This is a genomic window from Aeromonas sp. R1-2 (genome assembly GCF_040908505.1).
Taxonomy (GTDB): domain Bacteria; phylum Pseudomonadota; class Gammaproteobacteria; order Enterobacterales; family Aeromonadaceae; genus Aeromonas; species Aeromonas veronii.
Genome location: NZ_JBFODU010000053.1, coordinates 20691 through 41454, shown reverse-complemented (window position 1 = coordinate 41454; position 20764 = coordinate 20691). Strand labels below are relative to the sequence as shown.

The 20764-nt window shown below is 60.1% G+C and carries 16 protein-coding genes; 11 read left to right on the top strand and 5 right to left on the bottom strand.

Annotated features, from left to right (window positions below):
- Positions 1–106: 106 nt before the first annotated feature.
- Complete coding sequence (locus AB5Y76_RS18695; protein WP_263717705.1) at positions 107–1348, bottom strand: triacylglycerol lipase; 1242 nt, start codon at positions 1346–1348, stop codon at positions 107–109.
- A 212-nt stretch (positions 1349–1560) separates the two neighbouring features.
- On the opposite strand from AB5Y76_RS18695, the gene AB5Y76_RS18690 reads away from it, so the two are divergent.
- Complete coding sequence (locus AB5Y76_RS18690) at positions 1561–2565, top strand: Wadjet anti-phage system protein JetD domain-containing protein (protein ID WP_263717704.1); 1005 nt, start codon at positions 1561–1563, stop codon at positions 2563–2565.
- A 41-nt stretch (positions 2566–2606) separates the two neighbouring features.
- Here the strand turns inward: AB5Y76_RS18690 and AB5Y76_RS18685 are convergent, their stop codons facing one another.
- Complete coding sequence (locus tag AB5Y76_RS18685; RefSeq protein WP_368177808.1) at positions 2607–3200, bottom strand: hypothetical protein; 594 nt, start codon at positions 3198–3200, stop codon at positions 2607–2609.
- 613 nt (positions 3201–3813) lie between these two features.
- On the opposite strand from AB5Y76_RS18685, the gene ygeW reads away from it, so the two are divergent.
- The 7 genes from ygeW to AB5Y76_RS18650 all read left to right on the top strand — a co-directional run bounded on the left by ygeW (position 3814) and on the right by AB5Y76_RS18650 (position 12576).
- Positions 3814–5001, top strand: a complete 1188-nt coding sequence (gene ygeW, locus AB5Y76_RS18680) for a knotted carbamoyltransferase YgeW (RefSeq protein ID WP_139426915.1) — start codon at positions 3814–3816, stop codon at positions 4999–5001.
- Positions 5002–5138: 137 nt separating this feature from the next.
- On the top strand, positions 5139–6338 hold the full coding sequence (dpaL, locus tag AB5Y76_RS18675; protein WP_263717702.1) for a diaminopropionate ammonia-lyase: 1200 nt from the start codon (positions 5139–5141) through the stop codon (positions 6336–6338).
- 139 nt (positions 6339–6477) lie between these two features.
- Positions 6478–7695, top strand: coding sequence for a YgeY family selenium metabolism-linked hydrolase (locus AB5Y76_RS18670; RefSeq protein WP_069528193.1), 1218 nt, complete (start codon positions 6478–6480; stop codon positions 7693–7695).
- 105 nt (positions 7696–7800) lie between these two features.
- On the top strand, positions 7801–9222 hold the full coding sequence (hydA, locus tag AB5Y76_RS18665) for a dihydropyrimidinase (protein ID WP_263717772.1): 1422 nt from the start codon (positions 7801–7803) through the stop codon (positions 9220–9222).
- Between the two features lie 56 nt (positions 9223–9278).
- Positions 9279–10211, top strand: coding sequence for a carbamate kinase (gene arcC / locus AB5Y76_RS18660; RefSeq protein ID WP_263717701.1), 933 nt, complete (start codon positions 9279–9281; stop codon positions 10209–10211).
- Positions 10212–10405: 194 nt separating this feature from the next.
- A complete protein-coding gene (locus tag AB5Y76_RS18655; RefSeq protein ID WP_263717700.1) occupies positions 10406–11329 on the top strand; it encodes a DMT family transporter in 924 nt (307 codons plus the stop codon).
- A gap of 161 nt (positions 11330–11490) precedes the next feature.
- Entirely contained in the window at positions 11491–12576 is a 1086-nt protein-coding gene (locus AB5Y76_RS18650; RefSeq protein ID WP_263717699.1) for a calcium/sodium antiporter, read from the top strand.
- A gap of 103 nt (positions 12577–12679) precedes the next feature.
- On the opposite strand, the gene yqeB is transcribed toward AB5Y76_RS18650, so the two are convergent.
- Positions 12680–14272, bottom strand: coding sequence for a selenium-dependent molybdenum cofactor biosynthesis protein YqeB (gene yqeB / locus AB5Y76_RS18645; protein WP_263717698.1), 1593 nt, complete (start codon positions 14270–14272; stop codon positions 12680–12682).
- 27 nt (positions 14273–14299) lie between these two features.
- Complete coding sequence (yqeC, locus tag AB5Y76_RS18640; RefSeq protein WP_263717697.1) at positions 14300–15148, bottom strand: selenium cofactor biosynthesis protein YqeC; 849 nt, start codon at positions 15146–15148, stop codon at positions 14300–14302.
- Between yqeC and mocA the strand changes: the two genes are divergently transcribed.
- Positions 15147–15812 (top strand): molybdenum cofactor cytidylyltransferase, encoded by a 666-nt coding sequence (mocA, locus tag AB5Y76_RS18635; protein WP_318528154.1) that lies wholly within the window; start codon positions 15147–15149, stop codon positions 15810–15812. The genes yqeC and mocA overlap by 2 nt on opposite strands.
- A gap of 109 nt (positions 15813–15921) precedes the next feature.
- Here mocA and AB5Y76_RS18630 read toward each other — a convergent pair whose 3' ends face one another.
- Complete coding sequence (locus AB5Y76_RS18630; RefSeq protein WP_263717696.1) at positions 15922–16149, bottom strand: hypothetical protein; 228 nt, start codon at positions 16147–16149, stop codon at positions 15922–15924.
- Positions 16150–16285: 136 nt separating this feature from the next.
- On the opposite strand from AB5Y76_RS18630, the gene ygfK reads away from it, so the two are divergent.
- Positions 16286–19396 carry a putative selenate reductase subunit YgfK gene (gene ygfK / locus AB5Y76_RS18625; RefSeq protein WP_263717695.1) on the top strand — a complete coding sequence of 1037 codons (3111 nt, stop codon included), beginning with the start codon at positions 16286–16288 and terminating at the stop codon, positions 19394–19396.
- Between the two features lie 30 nt (positions 19397–19426).
- Positions 19427–20755 carry a putative aminohydrolase SsnA gene (gene ssnA, locus AB5Y76_RS18620; protein WP_263717694.1) on the top strand — a complete coding sequence of 443 codons (1329 nt, stop codon included), beginning with the start codon at positions 19427–19429 and terminating at the stop codon, positions 20753–20755.
- The last annotated feature ends 9 nt before the right edge of the window (positions 20756–20764 follow it).

Sequence of the window (20764 nt, the reverse complement as noted above, 5' to 3'; positions counted from 1 at the left end):
GCTGTGAGGTGTCTAGGGAACTGGGGACGATTCATTCCTTTGACGTCCCAGAGTGCCACAGGGATACCTTGTGAACCAGCACTCTGTTGCTCTAATAGCCAGCGCGTTATAGCTGCAAGGGGCTGAGCCAGCGCAGCAGTTGCTGGCCCACTTGCGGGCTGGCGAGCAGGGCCATATGGCTGGTGTGATAGACAATCAGGGTATGGGCAGGAAGAAAAGCCAGCTGATGGCGTGCTTCGTTGTGCTGACCGAGGGCGCTGCGTAGCGGCACCAGTCCATCGCCAATCAGCCGGTCGGCCAGCAGGCTGCGCTTGGCGGCAGTGGTCGCGGCGATGGCATAGCAGTTGACGCTGCAGGGCAAGGGGAGTGGAACGCGGGGATCGCGCAAGGGCACTGCGGGGTCGGGTGCGGCGAGCGTCTCGATCACCTTGCCGTGGCGCAGATCCTTGATGCCTGCACTGCGCAGCCGCGCCAGTCTGACGAAGGGTTCGCTGTAGGCGGTAGCGGGCAACAACTGTTCCAGCCAGTGACCTGCATGTTCGAGCGGCGCGCCGTGGTGTGGTGTGCCTAGAAAGATCAGATTGGCAAGGCGTACAGGCCAGTTGAGCCCGGTCTGGTTGGCATGGTGGCAGGCGCTGCGTGCAACCAGTCCCCCCATGCTGTAGCCCATTATCGTTATCTCTTTGAGCTCTCCCGGCCAGTGGGCGAGCAACTGCTCCAGCAACTGGGCAAGTAGCTGCCCGTTTTGTGCAATGGGCAGGCCCGAGTTGTAGCGCAGGTAAAGAGGCTGATAGCCAAGCACGGCGGCAAGTTGCTCTCCGTGATTGACCGGCTTGCCTTGATGCTCGGTCTGCCACTGCAGATCGTTCATGCAGAGGCCATGGATCATCAGCAGCACCCGTCCCTCGCGGAGTAGATCCTCCGGTATCGCCTGCCAATCGAGGGGCTTGCCCTGATAGCGCAGGATCATGGGGGTGGCGAGGGCATTGTGGTACTCGACCAGCTTGTCCCCCAACACGCCGTTGAGCGTGGCGATCAGGGCCGCACGTTTGGGCGTCTCGGGAATCTGGTGGGGCGGCGGTGTGGCTGGCAGCCGGCTGAGCAGTTGGTTGATGCCGCTGCCCAGGGTGTTGGCGGCGCCATGTACCCCCTTGTAGACCAGCCCGGTGATCCCGGCTGTTTTTCCCTCATCTCCTCCCTTGAGCCCCATACCGCTCAGTACCGCCTGATGTACCGCTTCGGTGATCTCTACCGCGGCGGGCAGCGCCAGAGTCAGCAGGTGCGCCAGCTCGCGGATATCCGAAAGATGCCAGGAAGAGGATGGCGAGGGGTCTGTGGCGTCGGTCATGGCAAGCCCTTGTGGAAGCGGGTATCGCGTTGTCGTGCCGCGAAGAGTGCAGCGTATCTCTATATCAAACCAGCTTGCGCCCTTTGTGGCGGGTTTACCAGTAACGGGCCATGCATGGCGGGGTTGATAAGAACCGCTCGCGAAGCCGGTCACGGTAATGACAGGGAAAATCACCTCTACTTCGTCATATGAAGCCACATGGAGAGGTGAGGATGTCGCTGTTTAATGAGGTGCGGGTACAGGATTTGTGTGCACGGTTGCTCGATAGCCAGAACGAGAAGGGCTGCTCCCTTGAGAGCCGGCATGGTAGGGAGTTGAAGGATCTGTTGCAGGCGGTGGGCGGGATCAAGCCGGTTGGCCGTGGTGCTCCTTATGTGTTGACCGAGGCGGGACGGACTTATTTGCTCGGGCAGCTGGCGCAGGTCGTTCCCCCCGAACTGGACAAGCGTAAGCAGTTGCAACGAATGGGAGTGAGTTTGCCTGCACGGCTTAATCAGGCCTGCTTTTATGCCCTCTGGCATGGGGACAGCAAGCATTCGCGGTCAGCATCCCTTGCCGCGCCACAGCTTGCGGAATTGTCGCTCACGCAGGATGAGGTGATCCGCATCCGTACCCTCGAACCGCTCTCACTGGTCGATCTGCAGGGTCAGCAGCACGATATGACTGTAATGATGGCGTTGTTGGGAGAGTTGGCGTTGCCGGAGCGGACTCTGGGCACGCTGGCTACCATCGGCTGGCAAGGGGATCGGGTCATTACGTTGGAGAACAAGGGGGCCTTTGTCGACTACCCGCTGCAACCCGGGCAACTGCTGCTTTTTGCCCCCGGTCGCAATACCACCCTGGCCAAACAGCTGATCCCGCTGCTGCCTGCGGGCGTGCAGTGGGCCCATTTTGGCGATCTCGATCAACGGGGTATCGATATTGCCATCAAGCTGGCGCGCGAGCTAAATCGACCGGCCATGCTCTGGCTTCCCTGTGAGTTGCAACCTTATCTGGATCACTATGCCCGTCCGGTACGCACCTTTGCGACGGACAGTGGCAAGGTGCCCTGGCGTGTGACGATGCAGGCTGATCAGGTTGATGGTCATGGCGCGTCGGCAGGCATTCCCTGGCTCGATAGACTGATCACAGACGGGACTTGGCTGGAACAGGAGGTATTAATTCTGGCCCCTCACTGGCGGAGCTGGTCATTGGAAGAGATAGGCAATCAGGTGTGAAACGGGGAGCCCGCGCTCCCCGTCATTTCGTGGTCAGCTGCTTACTTGGCGTTGATGGGCCCCTTGGTGCCAGCATCATTATCGACCCAGCCATCTTCACCCTTGATGCGGCGATCCCCCTGAATGGTGTAGATGACCATGCCATCCTTGAACACCAGCGCGCCATCGGATTTCTTGGCATTGACCTTCTTGTCGTTGACCCACACCTGATCCTTGCCATCGATGTGGATATTGGCCACGGTGGCGCCGGTTTGGGGGAAGGTGGCGATCCAGTTGCCCGTATAGGGGCTGCCGCTGGTTGCCGCGGCCGGAGCATTGCCAACACCGGCAGCCGCGTTCTCAGCCTTGGTTTTGTTGATATCGCAGCCATTAAGCTCGCTCACCTGAGTGCAACCCGAGCGCTCCAGCTTCTGCTCATAGCTCAGATTCAGACCGCCCTCCGTGGCCGGGGCGGCCATGCCAAATCCCGCCTTGGCATTTTCCGCTTTGGTTTTGTGAATGTCACAGCCCTGCGCCTCGGTGACCTGGGTGCAGCCGGATCGCTCCAGTTGCTCGGCATATTTGGCGCTGATGGCGTGGGCAGGAGCGATACCGAGCAGGGTCAGGGTGATGAGCAGAGCAGCATTCCTGGACATAGATAATCCCTCAAAGATGTAAGTCATGCAGGTTCATCCGCGCAGTTGCGGCAGTGAACGGTCGGCCTCTCCTGAGCATCCGAGACAGATGCGCAGTTGGCGTATTCACGTTAGCACCTTGGGCTAACCGCGCCCAGCGATGTGGCCAGAAGATAAGGCGAGAGGCGATACGGGCGGGGAGTGCAAGGGTGGTTAAATGGCCGTGACATTTCTGCAGAAGAGGTCGTAACAAAAGAGCAAGGTACTGCACGGCATTATCATAATGATAACGACAGCCCCGCCGATATCATTTCAGCCCCTGAAACTGACCTTTGATGATAATTCTCACCGATGCCGAGATATCGCCTCTGATTATTATCACCCGGCTATTTTATGGCTTGGCTGGTCCGCTCACCTTTTTATTGAATAAACGGCTGAAATAGCCGCTGATTTTGTGGGTGGCATCACACACTTTCGCCATTTATTAATATCTGCCTGCATTTTATTGGTTTGGCATGGTTATTGATTGCCTCATATCGACGCTAACCGACGCGCTCACCCACAACCGGGATGCTGGTGACATCGTGAGTGAAAGGGGAGCTATCCATATCTCATCCAATGATTGGGGCGAACGATGAAAGCAGTTAACGAATTAATCAAAGAGATCAGAGCACTCAAATCCAACCTGCATGAAAAAGATTTTCTGCTGACCTGGGAGCAAACTCCTCAGGAGCTGGAGCTGGTATTGAAACTGGCCGAATCCCTCAAGACCCTGCGCGCCGAAAATATCTGCACCAAACTGTTTAACAGCGGGCTCGGTATCTCGGTTTTCCGCGATAACTCCACCCGAACCCGCTTCTCTTACGCCTCTGCCCTGAACCTGCTCGGTCTGGCCCAGCAGGATCTGGACGAGGGCAAATCCCAGATCGCCCACGGCGAGACCGTCCGTGAAACCGCCAACATGATCTCGTTTTGCGCCGATGCCATCGGGATCCGTGACGACATGTTCCTCGGTGCCGGTAACGCCTATATGCGCGAAGTGGGCGCCGCACTGGATGAAGGGTTCGAGAAGGGGGTGCTGCCCCAGCGTCCAGCGCTGGTCAACCTGCAATGCGACATTGATCACCCGACCCAGTCCATGGCTGATCTGGCCTGGTTGCAGGAGCACTTCGGTAGCCTGGAAAACCTCAAGGGCAAGAAGATTGCGATGACCTGGGCTTACTCCCCGAGCTACGGCAAGCCGCTCTCCGTGCCGCAGGGCATCATCGGCCTGATGACCCGTTTTGGGATGGACGTGACCCTGGCCCACCCGGAAGGGTATGACCTGATCCCGGACGTGATCGAAGTGGCCAAGGAGAATGCCAAGGCATCCGGTGGCAGCTTCCGCCAGGTCACCTCCATGGAAGAGGCCTTCAAGGATGCCGATATCGTCTATCCCAAGTCCTGGGCTCCCTACAAGGTGATGGAGCAGCGCACCGAGTTGCTGCGTGCCAATGACCACGCTGGCCTGAAAGATCTGGAAAAACATTGCCTTGAGCAGAACGCCAAGCACAAGGATTGGCACTGCACCGAGGAGATGATGAAGCTCACCAAGGGGGGCGAGGCGCTCTATATGCACTGCCTGCCGGCTGATATTTCCGGCGTCTCCTGCAAAGAGGGCGAAGTAACCGAAGGGGTATTCGAGAAATATCGTATCGCCACTTACAAAGAGGCGAGCTGGAAGCCCTATATTATCGCCGCCATGATCATGGCCCGTAAATTCTCTGCCCCGGCAGAAACCCTGGAAAATCTGATTAAAGAGGCGCAAAAACGGGTGAAATAAATAACGGCAGGGCAGGGTGAATATTCATCCTGCCCACGCTGTCGAACCCATTATTTCGAGTTTTCTCCCCGTGGTATCTGAATAACGGATCTCCCGGCGAGGCAGCTCTTTGTCAGGTAACGCCTAGTGAGGTAAGCATGTCCCAATTTTCTTTGAAGATGGATATTGCCGATAACCGCTTTTTTACCGCTGAGCCATCTCCGCTGTTTTCTCGCGCCGAAGCACAAAAGGCTCGCGCTTTTCATAAAAAACTGGCCGGTTATGAGCCGACTCCTTTGTGCGACCTGAAAGATCTGGCCGCCTATATCGGGGTGAAAAATATATTGGTCAAGGACGAGTCAAAGCGCTTTGGCCTCAACGCCTTCAAGATGCTGGGTGGCGTTTATGCCATCGCCAACCTGCTCTGTGAAAAGTACGGGGTGGCCATCGAGGACTTCTCTTTCGATCTCATCAAACGCACCATCAAGGAGCCGATGACCTTCGCCACCACCACGGATGGCAACCACGGTCGCGGCGTCGCCTGGGCCGCCAAGCAGGTAGGTCAGCATGCGGTGGTCTACATGCCCAAGGGCTCAGCCCAGGAGCGGGTTGACCACATCCTCAATCTCGGTGCCGAGTGCATCGTCACCGACATGAACTATGACGACACCGTGCGCCTGACCATGAAGATGGCCGAAGAGCGCGGTTGGCACATAGTGCAAGACACCGCCTGGGAGGGTTACACCAAGATCCCGACCTGGATCATGCAGGGTTACTCCACCCTGGCCGATGAAGCGGTCGAGCAGATGCAGGGTATGGGCATCAAGCAGCCGACCCACGTGCTGTTGCAGGCCGGGGTCGGGGCGCTGGCGGGCGGGGTGCTCGGTTATCTGGTGGACTGCTTCGGGGCGAAAAACCTGCACAGTATCGTAGTCGAGCCGGATCAGGCCGACTGCATCTACCGCTCCGGCGTGGCGGGGGAGATGGTCAACGTGGGGGGCGACATGCGCACCATCATGGCCGGTCTCGCCTGTGGCGAACCCAACCCCCTCGGTTGGCCACTGCTCAGAAGCTGCACTACCCAGTTTATCTCCTGCCACGACAAGGTGTCGGCGCTGGGGATGAGAGTGCTGGGCAACCCTCTTGGCAATGATCCGCGCATCATCTCCGGTGAGTCCGGCTCGGTCGGTACCGGCGTGTTGGCGGCGGTGCGTCACCACCCGGATCGCGCGGCGCTGATGGAACGTCTCGGGCTAAGTCGCGACTCCGTGGTGCTGATCATCAACACCGAAGGGGACACCGATGTGACCCACTACCGGGAAGTGGTGTGGGAAGGCAAACATCCTGTCTGCGATTAACCCCGGCTGTGAGTAATCCCTGCGAGAGCAGAGACTCGAATTGAAGAACTGATCGCGCCTCGCCAACGGGGCGCGGTAACGGGCACAGGGCGCTACCGATGAACAGGCCGCGCACTCTCAGTTGTTATGGAGAATCACAATGAGCAAGCAAATTCCGTTTGAAATGGTGTTGGAGAAGGCCTACCAGTACAAGGCCGAAATGAGTCAGTTCCTGCGCGACATGATCGCCATCCCGAGCGAGAGCTGCGATGAAGAGCGCGTGGTGCTGCGCATCAAACAGGAGATGGAGAAGGTTGGTTTTGACAAGGTCGAGATCGATCCCATGGGCAACGTGCTGGGCTATATCGGCCACGGCCCGCACCTGATCGCCATGGATGCCCACATCGATACCGTGGGCGTCGGCAACATGGCCAACTGGAAGTTCGACCCCTATGAGGGGATGGAAGATCACGAGATCATCGGTGGTCGTGGCGCATCTGACCAAGAAGGCGGCATGGCCTCCATGGTCTATGCGGGCAAGATCATCAAGGATCTGGGGTTGGAAGATCAGTACACCCTGCTGGTGACCGGTACCGTGCAGGAAGAGGATTGCGACGGTCTCTGCTGGCAGTACATCATCGAGCAGAGCAAGATCCGCCCCGAGTTCGTGGTCAGTACCGAACCGACCGACTGCCAGATCTACCGTGGCCAACGCGGCCGCATGGAGATCCGTGTGGAAGTGCAGGGGGTGAGCTGCCACGGCTCTGCGCCTGAGCGCGGTGACAACGCCATCTTCAAGATGGGCCCGATCCTCGGCGAATTGCAGGAGCTCAGCCACAACCTCGGTCATGACGACTTCCTCGGCAAGGGCACCCTGACCGTCTCCGAGATCTTCTTCACTTCGCCGAGCCGCTGCGCCGTAGCGGACAGCTGCGCCGTCTCCATCGACCGCCGTCTCACCTGGGGCGAGACCTGGCAAGGGGCACTCGACGAGATCCGCGCTCTGCCTGCGGTGCAAGCCGCCGGTGCCGAGGTCTCCATGTACCAGTACGACCGTCCGGCCTACACAGGTCTGGTCTATCCGACCGAGTGCTACTTCCCGACCTGGAAGGTGGAAGAGGATCACATCACCGTCAAAACCCTCTCCAAGGCTTATCGCGAGCTGTTCAACAAGGAGCCGGTGGTGGACAAGTGGACCTTCTCGACCAACGGGGTCTCCATTATGGGCCGCCACGGTATTCCGGTCATCGGTTTTGGCCCGGGTAAAGAGCCGGAGGCCCATGCCCCGAACGAGAAGACTTGGAAAGAGCATCTGGTCAAGTGCGCCGCCATGTACGCCGTGATCCCCATGCTCTATCTGGCCGAGCTGGACAAGTAAGGGGTCTGCCGGGTGGTGACTCTCATCACCGCCCGGCTGTTGCAAGTGCCCCGTCTCCATTGAGGCGGGGCCTTGCTGTTTGAAGTGATGTTCGAGGTGGTGGGGATGAAACGGCTGATCAAAAACGGTGTGCTGGTCGATGCGCAGGGTGAATATCGTCAGGATCTGCTGATCGAGCACGGGGTGATCCGCGCCCGTGCCGCCGATATCCAGCCCGATGGCGAAACCGAGCTGATCGATGCCAGCGGCTGCTATGTGATGCCGGGTGGCATCGACGTCCACACCCACTTCAACATCAATGTAGGCATCGCCCGCAGTTGCGATGGTTTTTTCAGCGGTACCCGTGCCGCCGCCTGTGGTGGCACCACCACCATCGTCGATCACATGGGATTTGGCCCGGCGGGGTGCAACCTGCATCACCAGCTGGCCCGTTATCACGACTATGCCGCCGATCAGGCGGTGATCGACTACAGCTTTCATGGCGTGATCCAGCATGTGGATGACGCCATCCTCCACGAGATGGCCGCCATGGTGCAGGAGGAGGGGATCAGCAGCTTCAAGCTCTATCTCACCTACCAGTACAAGTTGGGAGATCACGACGTGCTGCGCGCCCTGGCCCGCCTCAAGGAGGTGGGGGCGCTTGCCACCGTCCATCCCGAGAACGATGCCGCCATCGCGGCGCGCCGTGCGGCACTGCTCGCCGCTGGCCACCATGAGCCCTGGTATCACCCGCAGAGCCGCCCACTGGAGTGCGAGGCGGAGGCCATCGCCCGGATGATCAATCTGGCGGGGCTCGCGGGCAATGCGCCACTCTATATCGTCCATCTATCCAACGGCTTGGGGCTGGAGTATCTGAAACTGGCGCGCCGTCAGGGCCAACCGGTCTGGGTGGAGACCTGCCCGCAATATCTGCTTTTGGATGATTCCTGTTACTACCGGGAGAACGGGGTCGACTATCTGCTCAGCCCGCCGCTGCGCTCGCGCCGCGAGCAGGACAAGCTGTGGGTCGGTATCGCTGCGGGTGACATCGATACGGTAGCGACCGATCACTGCAACTTCTCCCACGCCCAGCGCATGACCCTCTCGGGCGGCGATTTCAGCCGCTGTCCCAACGGCTTGCCCGGGGTCGAAAACCGGATGCTGCTGCTGTTTGCCCACGGGGTGTTGGGCGGGCGCATCTCGCCATCGCGCTTCGTGGCCCTCACCAGCGCCAATTCGGCCAAGTTGTTCGGTCTCTGGCCGTGCAAGGGCAACTTGCAACCGGGGGCCGACGCCGATCTGGTGCTGATGGATCCCCGTGGCGAGACCCTGATCCGCCATGCCGCGCTGCATGACAACGGTGACTACAGCCCCTACGAGGGGATGCGCTGCCCCGGCCAGATCAGGATGACCCTCAGTCGCGGCGAGATAGTCGCTCGCGACGGCGAGTTCCTCGGGCGGCGTGGTCATGGCCGTTTTCTGGCCAGAGCACCCTTTGATCCACAGCTGGGCGCGGCGGTCAGAGAACAACCATCAACACAGCGATAGACCGAACAACCAAGCCGGTATGACACCGGCCCACCCTTCTCATCGGAGAGCACAAGATGAAACAGCGAATCGTACTGGCCCTGGGGGGCAACGCTCTGGGCAACAACCTGCCCGAGCAGATGAAGGCGGTGCAGAGCACGGCGCACACTATCGCCGACCTGATCGCCCAAGGGCACGAGGTGGTGGTCACCCACGGCAACGGGCCGCAGGTGGGAATGATCCAGCAGGCGTTCGAAGTGGCGGCACGCCACGAGCCCAAGTCCCCCCATCTGCCGATGTCGGTCTGCGTGGCCCTGAGTCAGGGTTATATCGGTTATGACCTGCAAAATGCCCTGCGCGAAGCCCTGCTGGAACGCGGCATTCACAAGCCGGTCGCCACTCTGGTGACCCAGGTTGAGGTGGATAAAAACGATCCCGCCTTCTTTGACCCGAGCAAGCCGATCGGCGGCTTCTTCAGCAAGGAGGAGGCCGAGGCGCTGATGGCCAAGGGCGAGCGGCTCAAAGAGGATGCCGGCCGTGGCTATCGCCGGGTGGTCGCATCTCCCAAACCCGTCGATATCATCGAGAAAGAGACCGTCTCTGCCATGCTGGCCGCCGGTCAGGTGGTGATCACCGTCGGTGGCGGTGGCATTCCGGTGCTGCGTGAGGGCAATCACCTGCGCGGTGCCAGTGCGGTGATCGACAAGGATTGGGCCAGTGCCAAGCTGGCGGAGCTCATCGACGCCGACATGTTGATCATCTTCACCGCGGTGGAGAAGGTTGCCATCAACTTCGGCAAGCCCGATGTGCAGTGGCTCGATCAGCTGAGCGTCGGAGATGCCAACAGCTTTATCGCCCAGGGGCAGTTTGCCAAGGGCTCCATGCTGCCCAAGGTGGAGGCGGCGCTCTCGTTCGCGACCTCCATGCCGGGACGTAAATCCCTGATCACCTTGCTGGAGAAGGCGGCCGAGGGGATTGCCGGCAAGACCGGGACCGTGATCAGCCTGTAGCGTGCAACGCGATGACGGGGTGATAGACAGGGGGCCTTGGCCCCCTGCTGTTTTTGGCTCGGGCGCTACTGTGGCTGAGGTCGATTTCCCATAGATCGTGGGCAGCCCACCAGCACAGGGGTAAGATAGCCACCCAGATAAGGGGTTGGTCCATCGGAACAAGAGGCGAGAGGCAGAGCAATGCGTGGTGAGAGATGAGTGGAAAGATCAATATGGCGGCGCTGGGGGGATTGGTCCTGCTCACCGCCATCTGGAGTTACAGCTGGATCGTGATGAAACAGGTGATGCTCTACGTGGGGGCGTTCGAGTTCACCGCCCTGCGCTGCCTGTGCGGATCCCTGGTGTTGTTGCTGGTGCTGGCACTGCGCGGGCGCCGTTATCTCAAGCCCACCCCGTTTCGCTATACCCTGGCCATCGCCCTGTTCCAGACTTGTGGCATGGTGGGGCTGGCCCAGTGGGCGCTGATCAGCGGCGGGGCGGGCAAGGTGGCCATTCTGAGTTACACCATGCCGTTTTGGGTGGTGATCTTCGCGGCGCTCTTTCTCGGCGAGCGGATGCGCAAGCTGCACTATCTGGCTGTCGGGGTGGCGGCCTGCGGCCTGCTGTTGGTGATCCAGCCCTGGTTGCTGCATCTTGAATCCCTCAAGAGTGCCCTCTTGGCAATCCTCTCCGGCATCTGCTGGGGGATCAGCGCCATCATCGCCAAGCGGATGTATGCCCGCCATCCCGGGGTGGATCTGATGTCCCTCACCACTTGGCAGATGATCTACGCCACCATAGTGATGGCGCTGGTGGCGGCGCTGGTGCCGGAGCGCCCCATCGACTGGCAGCCCTACGTGATGGGGGCGCTGGCCTATAGCGCCATCTTCGCCACCGCCATCGCCTGGAGTCTCTGGCTGTTTGTGCTGAAAAAGCTGCCTGCGGGGATTGCCAGCCTCAGCACCCTGGCGGTGCCGGTAACGGGCGTGCTGCTCTCCTGGTGGCTGCTTGGGGAAAATCCGGGGCCGGTGGAGGGGAGCGGCATCGCCCTTATTGTGCTGGCATTGTTGGTGATTAGCCGCAAGGGCAAGCGCTCTGTGGTATCGGTGGCGGGGGAGACCCGTATCAAGCACGGTTGAGGGGTGACTGGGCTGCCAGTGGCACAATAAACAGCACTCAAAAGAGCCCGCGACAGGGGACCAGCCCCTAGTTACAATGGCGTGGTCTGACTGTGCTTGGAGCACAGGTATCTGATTTATTGTGATTATTTCAACAAACCTAACGGCAAGGATGAGACCGTATGATGACGCTGGTGTGGTTGGCTGTAGGCCTGGTGTGTCTGGTGGTGGGGGCCGAATCTCTTGTGCGGGGCGCATCTCGCCTCGCCACCATGATGGGGATATCGCCACTGGTGGTGGGATTGACCATAGTGGCTTTTGGGACCAGTGCCCCTGAACTGGCGGTGAGCATACAGTCGGGACTCGAGGGGCAGGCGGGGATCGCCGTGGGTAATGTGGTCGGCAGCAATATATTCAACGTGCTGTTTATTCTCGGTATCTCGGCCTTGATCGTGCCGCTGGTGGTCTCCCAGCAACTGGTGCGCTTCGATGTGCCCCTGATGATCGCCATCTCGCTGCTGGTGCTGCTGTTTGGCTGGGATGGCCGTATTTCAGCCTTCGAAGGAGCGCTGCTGTTTGCCGGCATCATCGCCTACACCGGGTTTCTCTTTGTCCAGAGTCGACGGGAAAACAAAGCGGTGCAGGCGGAGTACGAGCAGGAGTTTGGTATCCGTGAAGCGAGTACGGCGGGCAACTGGTTGCGCAATCTGCTCTTTATTGCCGCAGGTCTGGGTCTGCTGATCCTCGGCTCCCGCCTGCTGGTTGGCAGTGCAGTGGAGATTGCCCACTACTTCGGGGTGAGCGATCTGATCATCGGCTTGACCATAGTGGCTGCCGGTACCTCCTTGCCCGAAGTGGTGACCTCCATCGTCGCAGCCCTGCGCGGGGAGCGGGATATCGCTGTGGGCAACGTGGTCGGCAGCAATATCTTCAATATCCTCTGCGTGCTGGGACTCACCTCCATGGTGACGCCGGGAGGGCTTGAAGTGTCGGCCACCGCCCTTCAGTTCGATATTCCGGTAATGATTGCGGTGGCGCTTGCCTGCCTGCCCATCTTCTTTACCGGTTACACCATCGCCCGCTGGGAAGGGGCGCTGTTTCTGGCCTACTACATCGGCTACACCTGCTGGCTGATCCTCCACGCCACATCCAGTCCGCTGCAAGGTCAGTTCAGTGCAGCGCTAACCGGTTTTGTATTGCCGCTCACCGCCATCACTCTGGTTGTGCTGGCGGTGCGAGCCTGGCGATTGCAACGAACCCGGTCTTGATGCAGGTTCTCCTGATGTAAAGGAGCTGCATCAACCGACAGGCCGAAAAAAGCCCCACCATCATGGTGGGGCTTTTGCTTGGTGAGGGGGACGCGAAGAGCCGTTATCGGCGCTGGGCCAGATGCATCATGGCTTCCAATACGGCGCCGCCGATGGCGCGGGCCTTGTCAGAGACGGTGGTGGCATCGGCCCGCTCGCCACGCGGGTCGATATCGCCAATCTTGAAGCCGACTGGCACCTCGATGCCATCACTGAGCAGCCCCCGCACCATGCCAGAGAGCGGCGCGATAATGGGGGCATCCCCTACATGGGCGATCACATCCCCTTCCTGCACCAGATCACCGAGCTTGATAATGCTCTTCATCACCCCGGCGACGGGGGCGCGCACCACCCGGCGGGCGGAGTGCCCCTCGATGACACCGGGAATGCCGGTATTGGGCTGGGCGGGGCCCTGATAGATGACTCGCCCCAGATGGTGGCCACGGTTGGTTTCGATCACTGCATCGCAGTCGCGCCCCGCCTCAAAGCCCGGGCCGAGGGCCACCGTAATGTGGGCCATCTCCTTGTGGGTGCCGAGGTTCTGCTTGGCGAGGATGGCATCCACCAGATAGCGCGGTTTGAGCTCGGCGAGGGTGGCGCAGTCGGGGTCAACCAGTAGCGGAATGACGCCCCGATCCAGCTGCTCAAACGCCTGCTCGACGTTCTCAACCCGCTTGGCGCTCACACCCTCGACGCTGGTTTCGCCGTCAAACATCCCTTGCGCGAAGGCGACGGTGCGGCGGATCACCGTGGGCTTGTCGAGATCCAGCATCACCACCTTGAAACCGGCATTGTGCAGCCGCAACGCGACGCCGGTAGCGATATCGCCGGAGCCGCGCATCACCACCAGCTGATCCCGCTTGAGGCGCACATCATCCTGCATCAGTCCACCCGCTTTGCCATTTTTCACCTGCAGCAGCTCGGCGAGGATGCTGATGGCGATCTCCTCGGGGGTTTCGGCACCTATGTTGTAACCGATGGGGGCGTGCAGCTGCTGCAGTTGGGTCTGGCTCACCCCTTGCTGGCGCAGCGCCTGGGTGAAGGTCTGTACCTTGCGCTTGCTGGCGAGCAGCCCCAGATAGGCGAGGGGACGGCTGATGAGGCGATCCAGCGCCTCCTTGTCCTGATGGTTGGTGGCGATGATGACGAAGTTGGCGGGCTCGATGGCCAGTTTATCGATCACCGCGCTGATGGTATCGGCCTGCACCAGATGGGTACCGGCGGGGAAGAGGTCAGGGTTGAGGCTCCCCTCGAAGCAATCCCCTACATGGACATCAAAGCCGAGCGGCGCCGCAGCATGGGCCACAGCCCGGTTGACGTGGCCGGCACCAATGAGCACCAGCCGTGGTCGCAGACCATAGACATCGATATAGACCGACATGGCACCACCGCAATCCGATCCGACCGCATGCTCACCGTTGCGTGCCATCCGGCCGTGGAAGATGCGCGGCTTGCGCTCGGCAATGGCGGCCATCGCTTCCTCGATCACCAGCCGCTCGATCATGCCGCCGCCGATGGTGCCGAGGATCTGGCCATCGGCCATCACTAGCATCTGGGCCTGATGGCGGGGGGTGGAGCCACGGCTCTCGATGATCTGGGCCATGGCAAACGGCGTGTTCTCCTGTTCCAGTCGGGCTGCGTGTGAAAACAGATTCATAAGGTACCTCTTCTTATCCTTAAACCATCATGGGCGAGGCGGCTGAGCCTCATCCTGAGCGAAGTAACCGAGTGCGTGGCGAATGGGCTGTGGCTCGCGAACCGCCCCCTGCCAGATGGCATGGATCTCGGGGTGGCGGCTATGCAGCTTTATCAATTCATCGAGCCACGACGCCTCATTTTGATAATCCCCATTGATAAACCAGATCCGGCGGGCCCTGGCCGGGGTGCCTTTGAACAGCCCCTCGGGGTGGGAGAGCAGCTGGTGAAACAGCGCCCAGTCGAGGGGGTCACCGGCCTCTATCCCGCACAGGGCCTGAAGCTCTGCCCAGCGGTGGATCTGCTGCGGGTCGGCCTTGGCCCCCACCATGGCGCCGCCCGTCAGGGCGATCACCCAATCACTGTGCTGAGGAATGCAAGGTTCGTGCAAAGCGGGCACTTTCAATAACTTGTGATGGGCGCCATCCGCTTCGACCAGGATCAGATCGAAGCGCTGCTGTCCTTTGAGCAGGTCGATTTGGCGCAGATCCGGCCCTGCAACCTTGCCGGTGCGCTCGTCGAGATGGCTGAACAGGGCGACCAGGGTCGGGCCATCCGGCAGCGCCTGACAGCGGGTAAGTTGACGAACGGGATCCGTCTCGATAATCAATTCCCGATAGTGTGACGGGGCTGGCAGAAACATCCGGGTGGTGGTGGTAATTAGCACCCTTTTACCCTGCTTATAAAAATATTCCGCCAGCCAGAACAGGGTGCTGGTTTTTCCGCCGGCACCACAAAGGCTAATTAGCGTGGTATGGTTGTCACTATTTTCAAGCAGTGGGTTTAAAAGCGAACCAATATCCGGAAACGCGTGAATAACAGAGTGTGGCAAGGACATGGCAATGACCAAAATAAATAGCGAGGTGAATGAAAAGGTGCAGGCTCGGGGGCGTGAACAGTGTGACTGTATAATTACCGCAGCAGGTTTGTCATCCCGCATGGGGGCATGGAAAATGATGCTACCTTATGGCTCGGGGACAATTCTTGATGCAAGTCTCAAAAATGCCCTGGCCTTCTGCTCCCGGATTATTTTGGTCGTGGGTCATCGCGGGGCCGAACTCGCTGCCTGTTATGGGAATCGCCCCGACATCCTCATCGTCCATAACCCTGACTATGAGTTGGGGCTGGGCAGTTCCATCCGCTGCGCTCTGGCGGCCAGCAATGCTGACTACCTCTTTATCAGCCACGGGGATCTGCCCTGTATCCCGTGCGAGGTCTATCAGCAGTTGTGGCAGGCGCGCGGAGAGCTCGCCCTGTTCCCGAGCTTTGAGGGGGAGGCGGGTCATCCGGTCTTGCTGCCAAAATCCCTCGCAAGGGAGCTGGCTGCCGCGCCGGCACAGGGTTCGGTGCGCCGCTGGTTGCTGCAACGTCCCCATCGCACCATACCGGTCGAGAGTCCTGCCATCCTCTTTGATATCGATACCCCCGAGCGCTATCAGGCGCTGATCCGTGGCGAACTGGAGCTGCGTTCTGCCGACGAGTTTACGACCGAGCAGGGCTGAGTCGCATCGTTGGGGCCCACCTCCCTCTGCGTGCAATGGCAGCCAGCGGGGCGGTAACGCCGAGTCATCTCGCAGCCTTTGGATAAACCGAAATAGCGACGACCGCCTTTTATATAGCAGTGACTTTTAAGCCAGCCCCGGCCATATTGGCCGGGGTTTGCTTGCGATAATGCTGGATGATTTTTACCCTATCAAAGTGATATTTATCGCTGCCGATTTGATACTTTTCATTTTTCTCTGGTACTGCCTTGAATAAAATTTCAAGTGAGTGATAACCACTCTCATTAATCATAATGGCGACATGCCAAACCGCCTTCATTAATTCGAGCCATCTCACGCTTTTACCCTAAAAAATAGTTTTGCCGATGGAGTGGCCTGATAGTTGCTCCTCTCCTTGCCAAGGGGTAATGCCCGTGCGGGATACCCCATTTATTCATGCTGCCAATGCGCAGAACAGCTGCAAGGAGATAGCCATGGGCGATATTATGCGACCCGTTCCCTTCAAGAACCTTCTGACCCGTATTTTTGCGGAATATAAAGAGAGTCAGAGCATTTTCGGTATTCCCGCCGCACAATTTTATCGCAAGCAGGACGAGCGCAAGATCAAGGTGTTCGGTGAAACCTGCGAGACCCCCATTGGCCCGGCAGCCGGCCCCCATACCCAGTTGGCCCAGAACATCGTCACCTCCTGGCTGACCGGCGGGCGCTTTATCGAGCTCAAGACGGTGCAGATCCTGGACCGTCTCGAACTGGAAAAGCCCTGCATCGATGCCGAAGACGAGTGCTTCAACACCGAGTGGTCTACCGAGTTCACCCTGCCCAAGGCGTTTGACGAGTATCTGAAAGCCTGGTTTGCCCTCTACCTGTTAGAAGAGGTGTTCGACCCGCGGCTCGACGGAGAGGCCAAGTCCTTTATCTTCAACATGAGCGTGGGTTACAACCTCGATGGCATCAAACAGCCACCGATGCAGCAGTTTATCCACAGCCTGATGGATGCAAGCCAAAGTCCGAAATTTGCCGAGTACCAGCAGGTGCTGCGCGAGCTGGTGGCCGACGAGCAGTTTATCGCCGAGCTGGGGCTGGGGGCGCGCCGCGATCGTCTGCAACAGCTGGTGGATCGCATCCCGGCCAATCTGGTGCACGGTGTCACCCTTTCCACCATGCACGGCTGCCCGCCGAACGAAATTGAGGCCATCTGCCGCTACATGCTGGAAGAGAAGGGACTCAACACCTTCGTCAAACTGAACCCGACCCTGCTGGGCTACCCGCGGGTGCGCGAGATCCTCGATACCTGCGGCTTTGATTACATTGGTCTGAGCGAAGAGTCGTTCGATCACGACCTCAAGCTGGATCAGGCCAAAGCCATGCTGACTCGCTTGATGGCGCTGGGGGCCGAGAAGGGGCTCACCTTCGGGGTCAAGCTCACCAATACCCTTGGCACCATCAACCGCAAGGGGGCGCTGCCGGGGGATGAGATGTATATGTCCGGCCGTGCGCTGTTCCCGCTCTCCATCAACGTGGCGGCCGTGCTGTCTCGCGCCTTCGATGGCAAGCTGCCCATCTCCTACTCGGGTGGCGCCAGCAAGTTCAACATCGCCGCGATCTTCGAGACCGGTATTCGTCCCATCACCATGGCCACCGACCTGCTGAAACCGGGTGGATACCTGCGCCAGATCGAGTGCCTCAAAGAGATCGATGCCTCCGATAGCTGGGCCATGAGTCAGGTGGATGTGGCGAAGCTGGAAGCGCTTGCCGCCAAGGCGCTCACCATGGATTACACCCAGAAGGAGTGGAAGTCCGACGATCGCATCGAAGTGGGGGGCGGTCTGCCGCTGACCGACTGCTATGTGGCACCCTGCGTCACCGCCTGCGCCGTGCATCAGGATATCCCCGAGTACATTCGCCTGATGGGCGAGGGGGAGTATGTCGCGGCCCTTGAGCTGATTTATCAGCGCAACGCCTTGCCTGCCATCACCGGCCACATCTGCGATCACCAGTGCCAGTACAACTGCACCCGTCTCGACTACGACAGCCCTCTCAATATCCGCGAGCTGAAAAAAGTAGCGCTGGAGCGCGGCTGGGAAGGGTACAAGGCCCGCTGGCACAAGCCGGCAGGCAGCGGTGACAAGCACCCGGTTGCGGTGATTGGTGCAGGCCCGGCCGGTCTCTCCGCCGGTTACTTCCTGGCCCGCGCCGGCCACCCGGTCACCGTGTTCGAGCGCGAAGCGGATGCCGGTGGCGTGGTCAAACACATTATCCCCGAGTTCCGCATCCCGGCTGAGCTTATCCAGCACGATATCGACTTTGTCGCCGCCCACGGGGTCAAGTTCGAGTTTGGTTGCGATCCGGCGCTCACCGTCGACAAGCTGCACGCCCTGGGCTTTACCTATGTCTTCGTTGGTATCGGTGCCGACAAGAATGGCGGCATGCGTCTAGAAGGGGGGCATGATCGGGTCTACAAGTCCTTCAACTTCCTGCGCAGCTTTAATCAGGGCAAACCGCTGCCGCTGGGCCGCCATGTGGCGGTGATCGGCGCCGGTAACACCGCCATGGACTGCGCCCGCGCCGCCCTCAAGGTGCCGGGTGTCAGCGATGTCACCGTGATCTACCGTCGCAGCGAAAAAGAGATGCCCGCCTATCGTGAGGAGTTTCTGGAAGCTGTGGAGGATGGGGTGCGTTTTTGCTTCCTCACCAATCCGGAGCGCTTTGAGAAAGATGGCAAGCTCACCGTGCGGATGATGGCGCTGGGGGATCCTGATGAGCAGGGCCGCCGCCGTCCGGTGCCCACCGAGCAGACTGAAGTGATGCAGATGGATGCGCTGATCACTGCCATCGGCGAGCAGCCTGACTGCGAGGTGCTCAAAGCCATGGGGATTCCCCTTGGCAGCGATGGCTGGCCCGAGGTGGACAGCCAGACCGGCGAAACCAGCCGTCGCAACGTATTCCTCATCGGTGACGTGCAGAGCGGCCCGTCCTCCATCGTCGGTGCCATTGGTGGTGCCCGCCGTGCCGCGGATCTGGTGCTCTCTCGCGAGCATATCGCCAGCCAGCAGAGTGAAGTGACCATCCAGCCGTCGGGCAAGGATGAGATCTACCGCCGCAAGGGGAGCATCGCCGTCACCCTGGTCGACAAGAGCGAGCGGGAGGCCTTCGTGGCGCAAGAGGCGCACCGTTGCCTCGAGTGCAACTACCTCTGCAGCAAGTGCGTGGATGTCTGCCCCAACCGGGCCAATGTCGCCATCGCGGTGCCGGGCTTCAAGGATCAGTTCCAGACCCTGCACCTGGATGCCTACTGCAACGAATGTGGCAACTGCGCCCAGTTCTGCCCGTGGCAGGGCAAGCCCTATCAGGACAAGGTCACCATCTTCAGCCTGCCCGACGATTTCGACAACAGCCGCAACCCCGGTTTCTATCTGGCTGACGGTGGCGAACTGCGGGTGCGTCAGGATGGTGAGACCTATCGCCTGACCATAGACGCCCAGAGCCGGATCAAGGATGCACCAGCGGCCCTTGGCGACATGTGCCGCATCATCAGCCATGTCCACGCTCATCACCACTACCTGCTGGGGGCCGTCGAGGCCTGAGCGAACCACGAATAAGCGAAGGAGCACACCATGTTTATTCTGAAGAACGTCACCGCCGTCCAGCTGGAGCCGACCCGGGTGCTGGAAGGGGTGGATATCGCCATCGAAGGAGCGCTTATCAAAGCGGTGGGGCCCAATTTGCGGGCCCTCTACCCGGAGGCCAACTATCGGGAGATGGGGGGCAAGCTGGTGATGCCGGGCATCGTCTGTGCCCACAACCACTTCTACTCCGGCCTGTCGCGGGGGATCATGGCCAATATCGCCCCCTGCCCGGATTTTATCTCCACCCTGAAAAACCTCTGGTGGCGGCTCGATCGGGCCCTCGATGAGGAGTCCCTCTACTACAGCGGCCTCATCTGCTCGCTGGAGGCGATCAAGAGCGGCTGCAGCGCGGTGATCGACCACCACGCCTCGCCCAACTTCATCAAGGGCTCCCTGAATGTGCTGCGCAAAGGGTTTATGGAGGCGGGCCTACGCGGCATGACCTGCTTCGAAACCACGGATCGCAACGGCGGCCTCGCCGAGCTGCAGGCCGGGGTGGAGGAGAACATCCTGTTCGCCCAACAGATCGATGCGGCCAAGGCCAAGGGGAATGAACCCTATCTGGTGGAGGCCCATATCGGTGCCCACGCCCCCTTCACCGTCCCCGACGAGGGGCTGGCCATGCTGCGCGAAGCGGTGCAGGTCACCGGTCGCGGCCTGCATATCCATGTGGCGGAAGATCGCTACGACATGGCCCACGGCCACCACCACTATGGCAAGGAGCCCATCGCCCGGCTGGACGAGTTTGGCCTTATCGACAGCAAATCCTTGGTGGCCCACGGCATCTACCTGAGCCCGTCCGACATCGAGCTGCTTAACAGCCGCGATGCCTTTCTGGTGCACAACGCCCGCTCCAACATGAACAACCACGTGGGCTACAACATGCACCTGCCGGAGTATCGCAATCTGGCGCTCGGCACCGATGGCATCGGCTCCGACATGCTCGAAGAGCTCAAGTTTGCCTACTTCAAGCACAAAGATGCCGGCGGCGCGCTCTGGCCCGACAGCTTTGCGCGGTTCCTGTGGAACGGCAACACCCTGCTGGAGCGCAACTTTGGCGCCAAATTTGGCCGCCTGGAGCCCGGCTACAAGGCCGACCTCACCATCTGCGACTACGACGCGCCGACCCCGCTGGCGCCACGCAACCTCGGTGGCCATCTCGCCTTTGGCATGGGCTCTGCCAGCGTCAACAGCGTGATGGTGGAGGGGCGCATGGTCTATCAGGATCGCGAGTTCCCGTTCGATGTCTCGCCCCTTTATGAGCAGGCCTGCAAGGTGGCTAGCCGCCTGTGGCAACGGATGGATCAGCTGGCCTAAGGCCACCCT

Bases quoted from the DNA above. Each gene is read 5' to 3' on its own strand.
- AB5Y76_RS18695 (WP_263717705.1), bottom strand. From the start codon at position 1,348: ATGACCGACGCCACAGACCCCTCGCCATCCTCTTCCTGGCATCTTTCG.
- AB5Y76_RS18690 (WP_263717704.1), top strand. From the start codon at position 1,561: ATGTCGCTGTTTAATGAGGTGCGGGTACAGGATTTGTGTGCACGGTTG.
- AB5Y76_RS18685 (WP_368177808.1), bottom strand. From the start codon at position 3,200: ATGTCCAGGAATGCTGCTCTGCTCATCACCCTGACCCTGCTCGGTATC.
- ygeW (WP_139426915.1), top strand. From the start codon at position 3,814: ATGAAAGCAGTTAACGAATTAATCAAAGAGATCAGAGCACTCAAATCC.
- dpaL (WP_263717702.1), top strand. From the start codon at position 5,139: ATGTCCCAATTTTCTTTGAAGATGGATATTGCCGATAACCGCTTTTTT.
- AB5Y76_RS18670 (WP_069528193.1), top strand. From the start codon at position 6,478: ATGAGCAAGCAAATTCCGTTTGAAATGGTGTTGGAGAAGGCCTACCAG.
- hydA (WP_263717772.1), top strand. From the start codon at position 7,801: ATGAAACGGCTGATCAAAAACGGTGTGCTGGTCGATGCGCAGGGTGAA.
- arcC (WP_263717701.1), top strand. From the start codon at position 9,279: ATGAAACAGCGAATCGTACTGGCCCTGGGGGGCAACGCTCTGGGCAAC.
- AB5Y76_RS18655 (WP_263717700.1), top strand. From the start codon at position 10,406: ATGAGTGGAAAGATCAATATGGCGGCGCTGGGGGGATTGGTCCTGCTC.
- AB5Y76_RS18650 (WP_263717699.1), top strand. From the start codon at position 11,491: ATGATGACGCTGGTGTGGTTGGCTGTAGGCCTGGTGTGTCTGGTGGTG.
- yqeB (WP_263717698.1), bottom strand. From the start codon at position 14,272: ATGAATCTGTTTTCACACGCAGCCCGACTGGAACAGGAGAACACGCCG.
- mocA (WP_318528154.1), top strand. From the start codon at position 15,147: ATGGCAATGACCAAAATAAATAGCGAGGTGAATGAAAAGGTGCAGGCT.
- yqeC (WP_263717697.1), bottom strand. From the start codon at position 15,148: ATGTCCTTGCCACACTCTGTTATTCACGCGTTTCCGGATATTGGTTCG.
- ygfK (WP_263717695.1), top strand. From the start codon at position 16,286: ATGGGCGATATTATGCGACCCGTTCCCTTCAAGAACCTTCTGACCCGT.
- ssnA (WP_263717694.1), top strand. From the start codon at position 19,427: ATGTTTATTCTGAAGAACGTCACCGCCGTCCAGCTGGAGCCGACCCGG.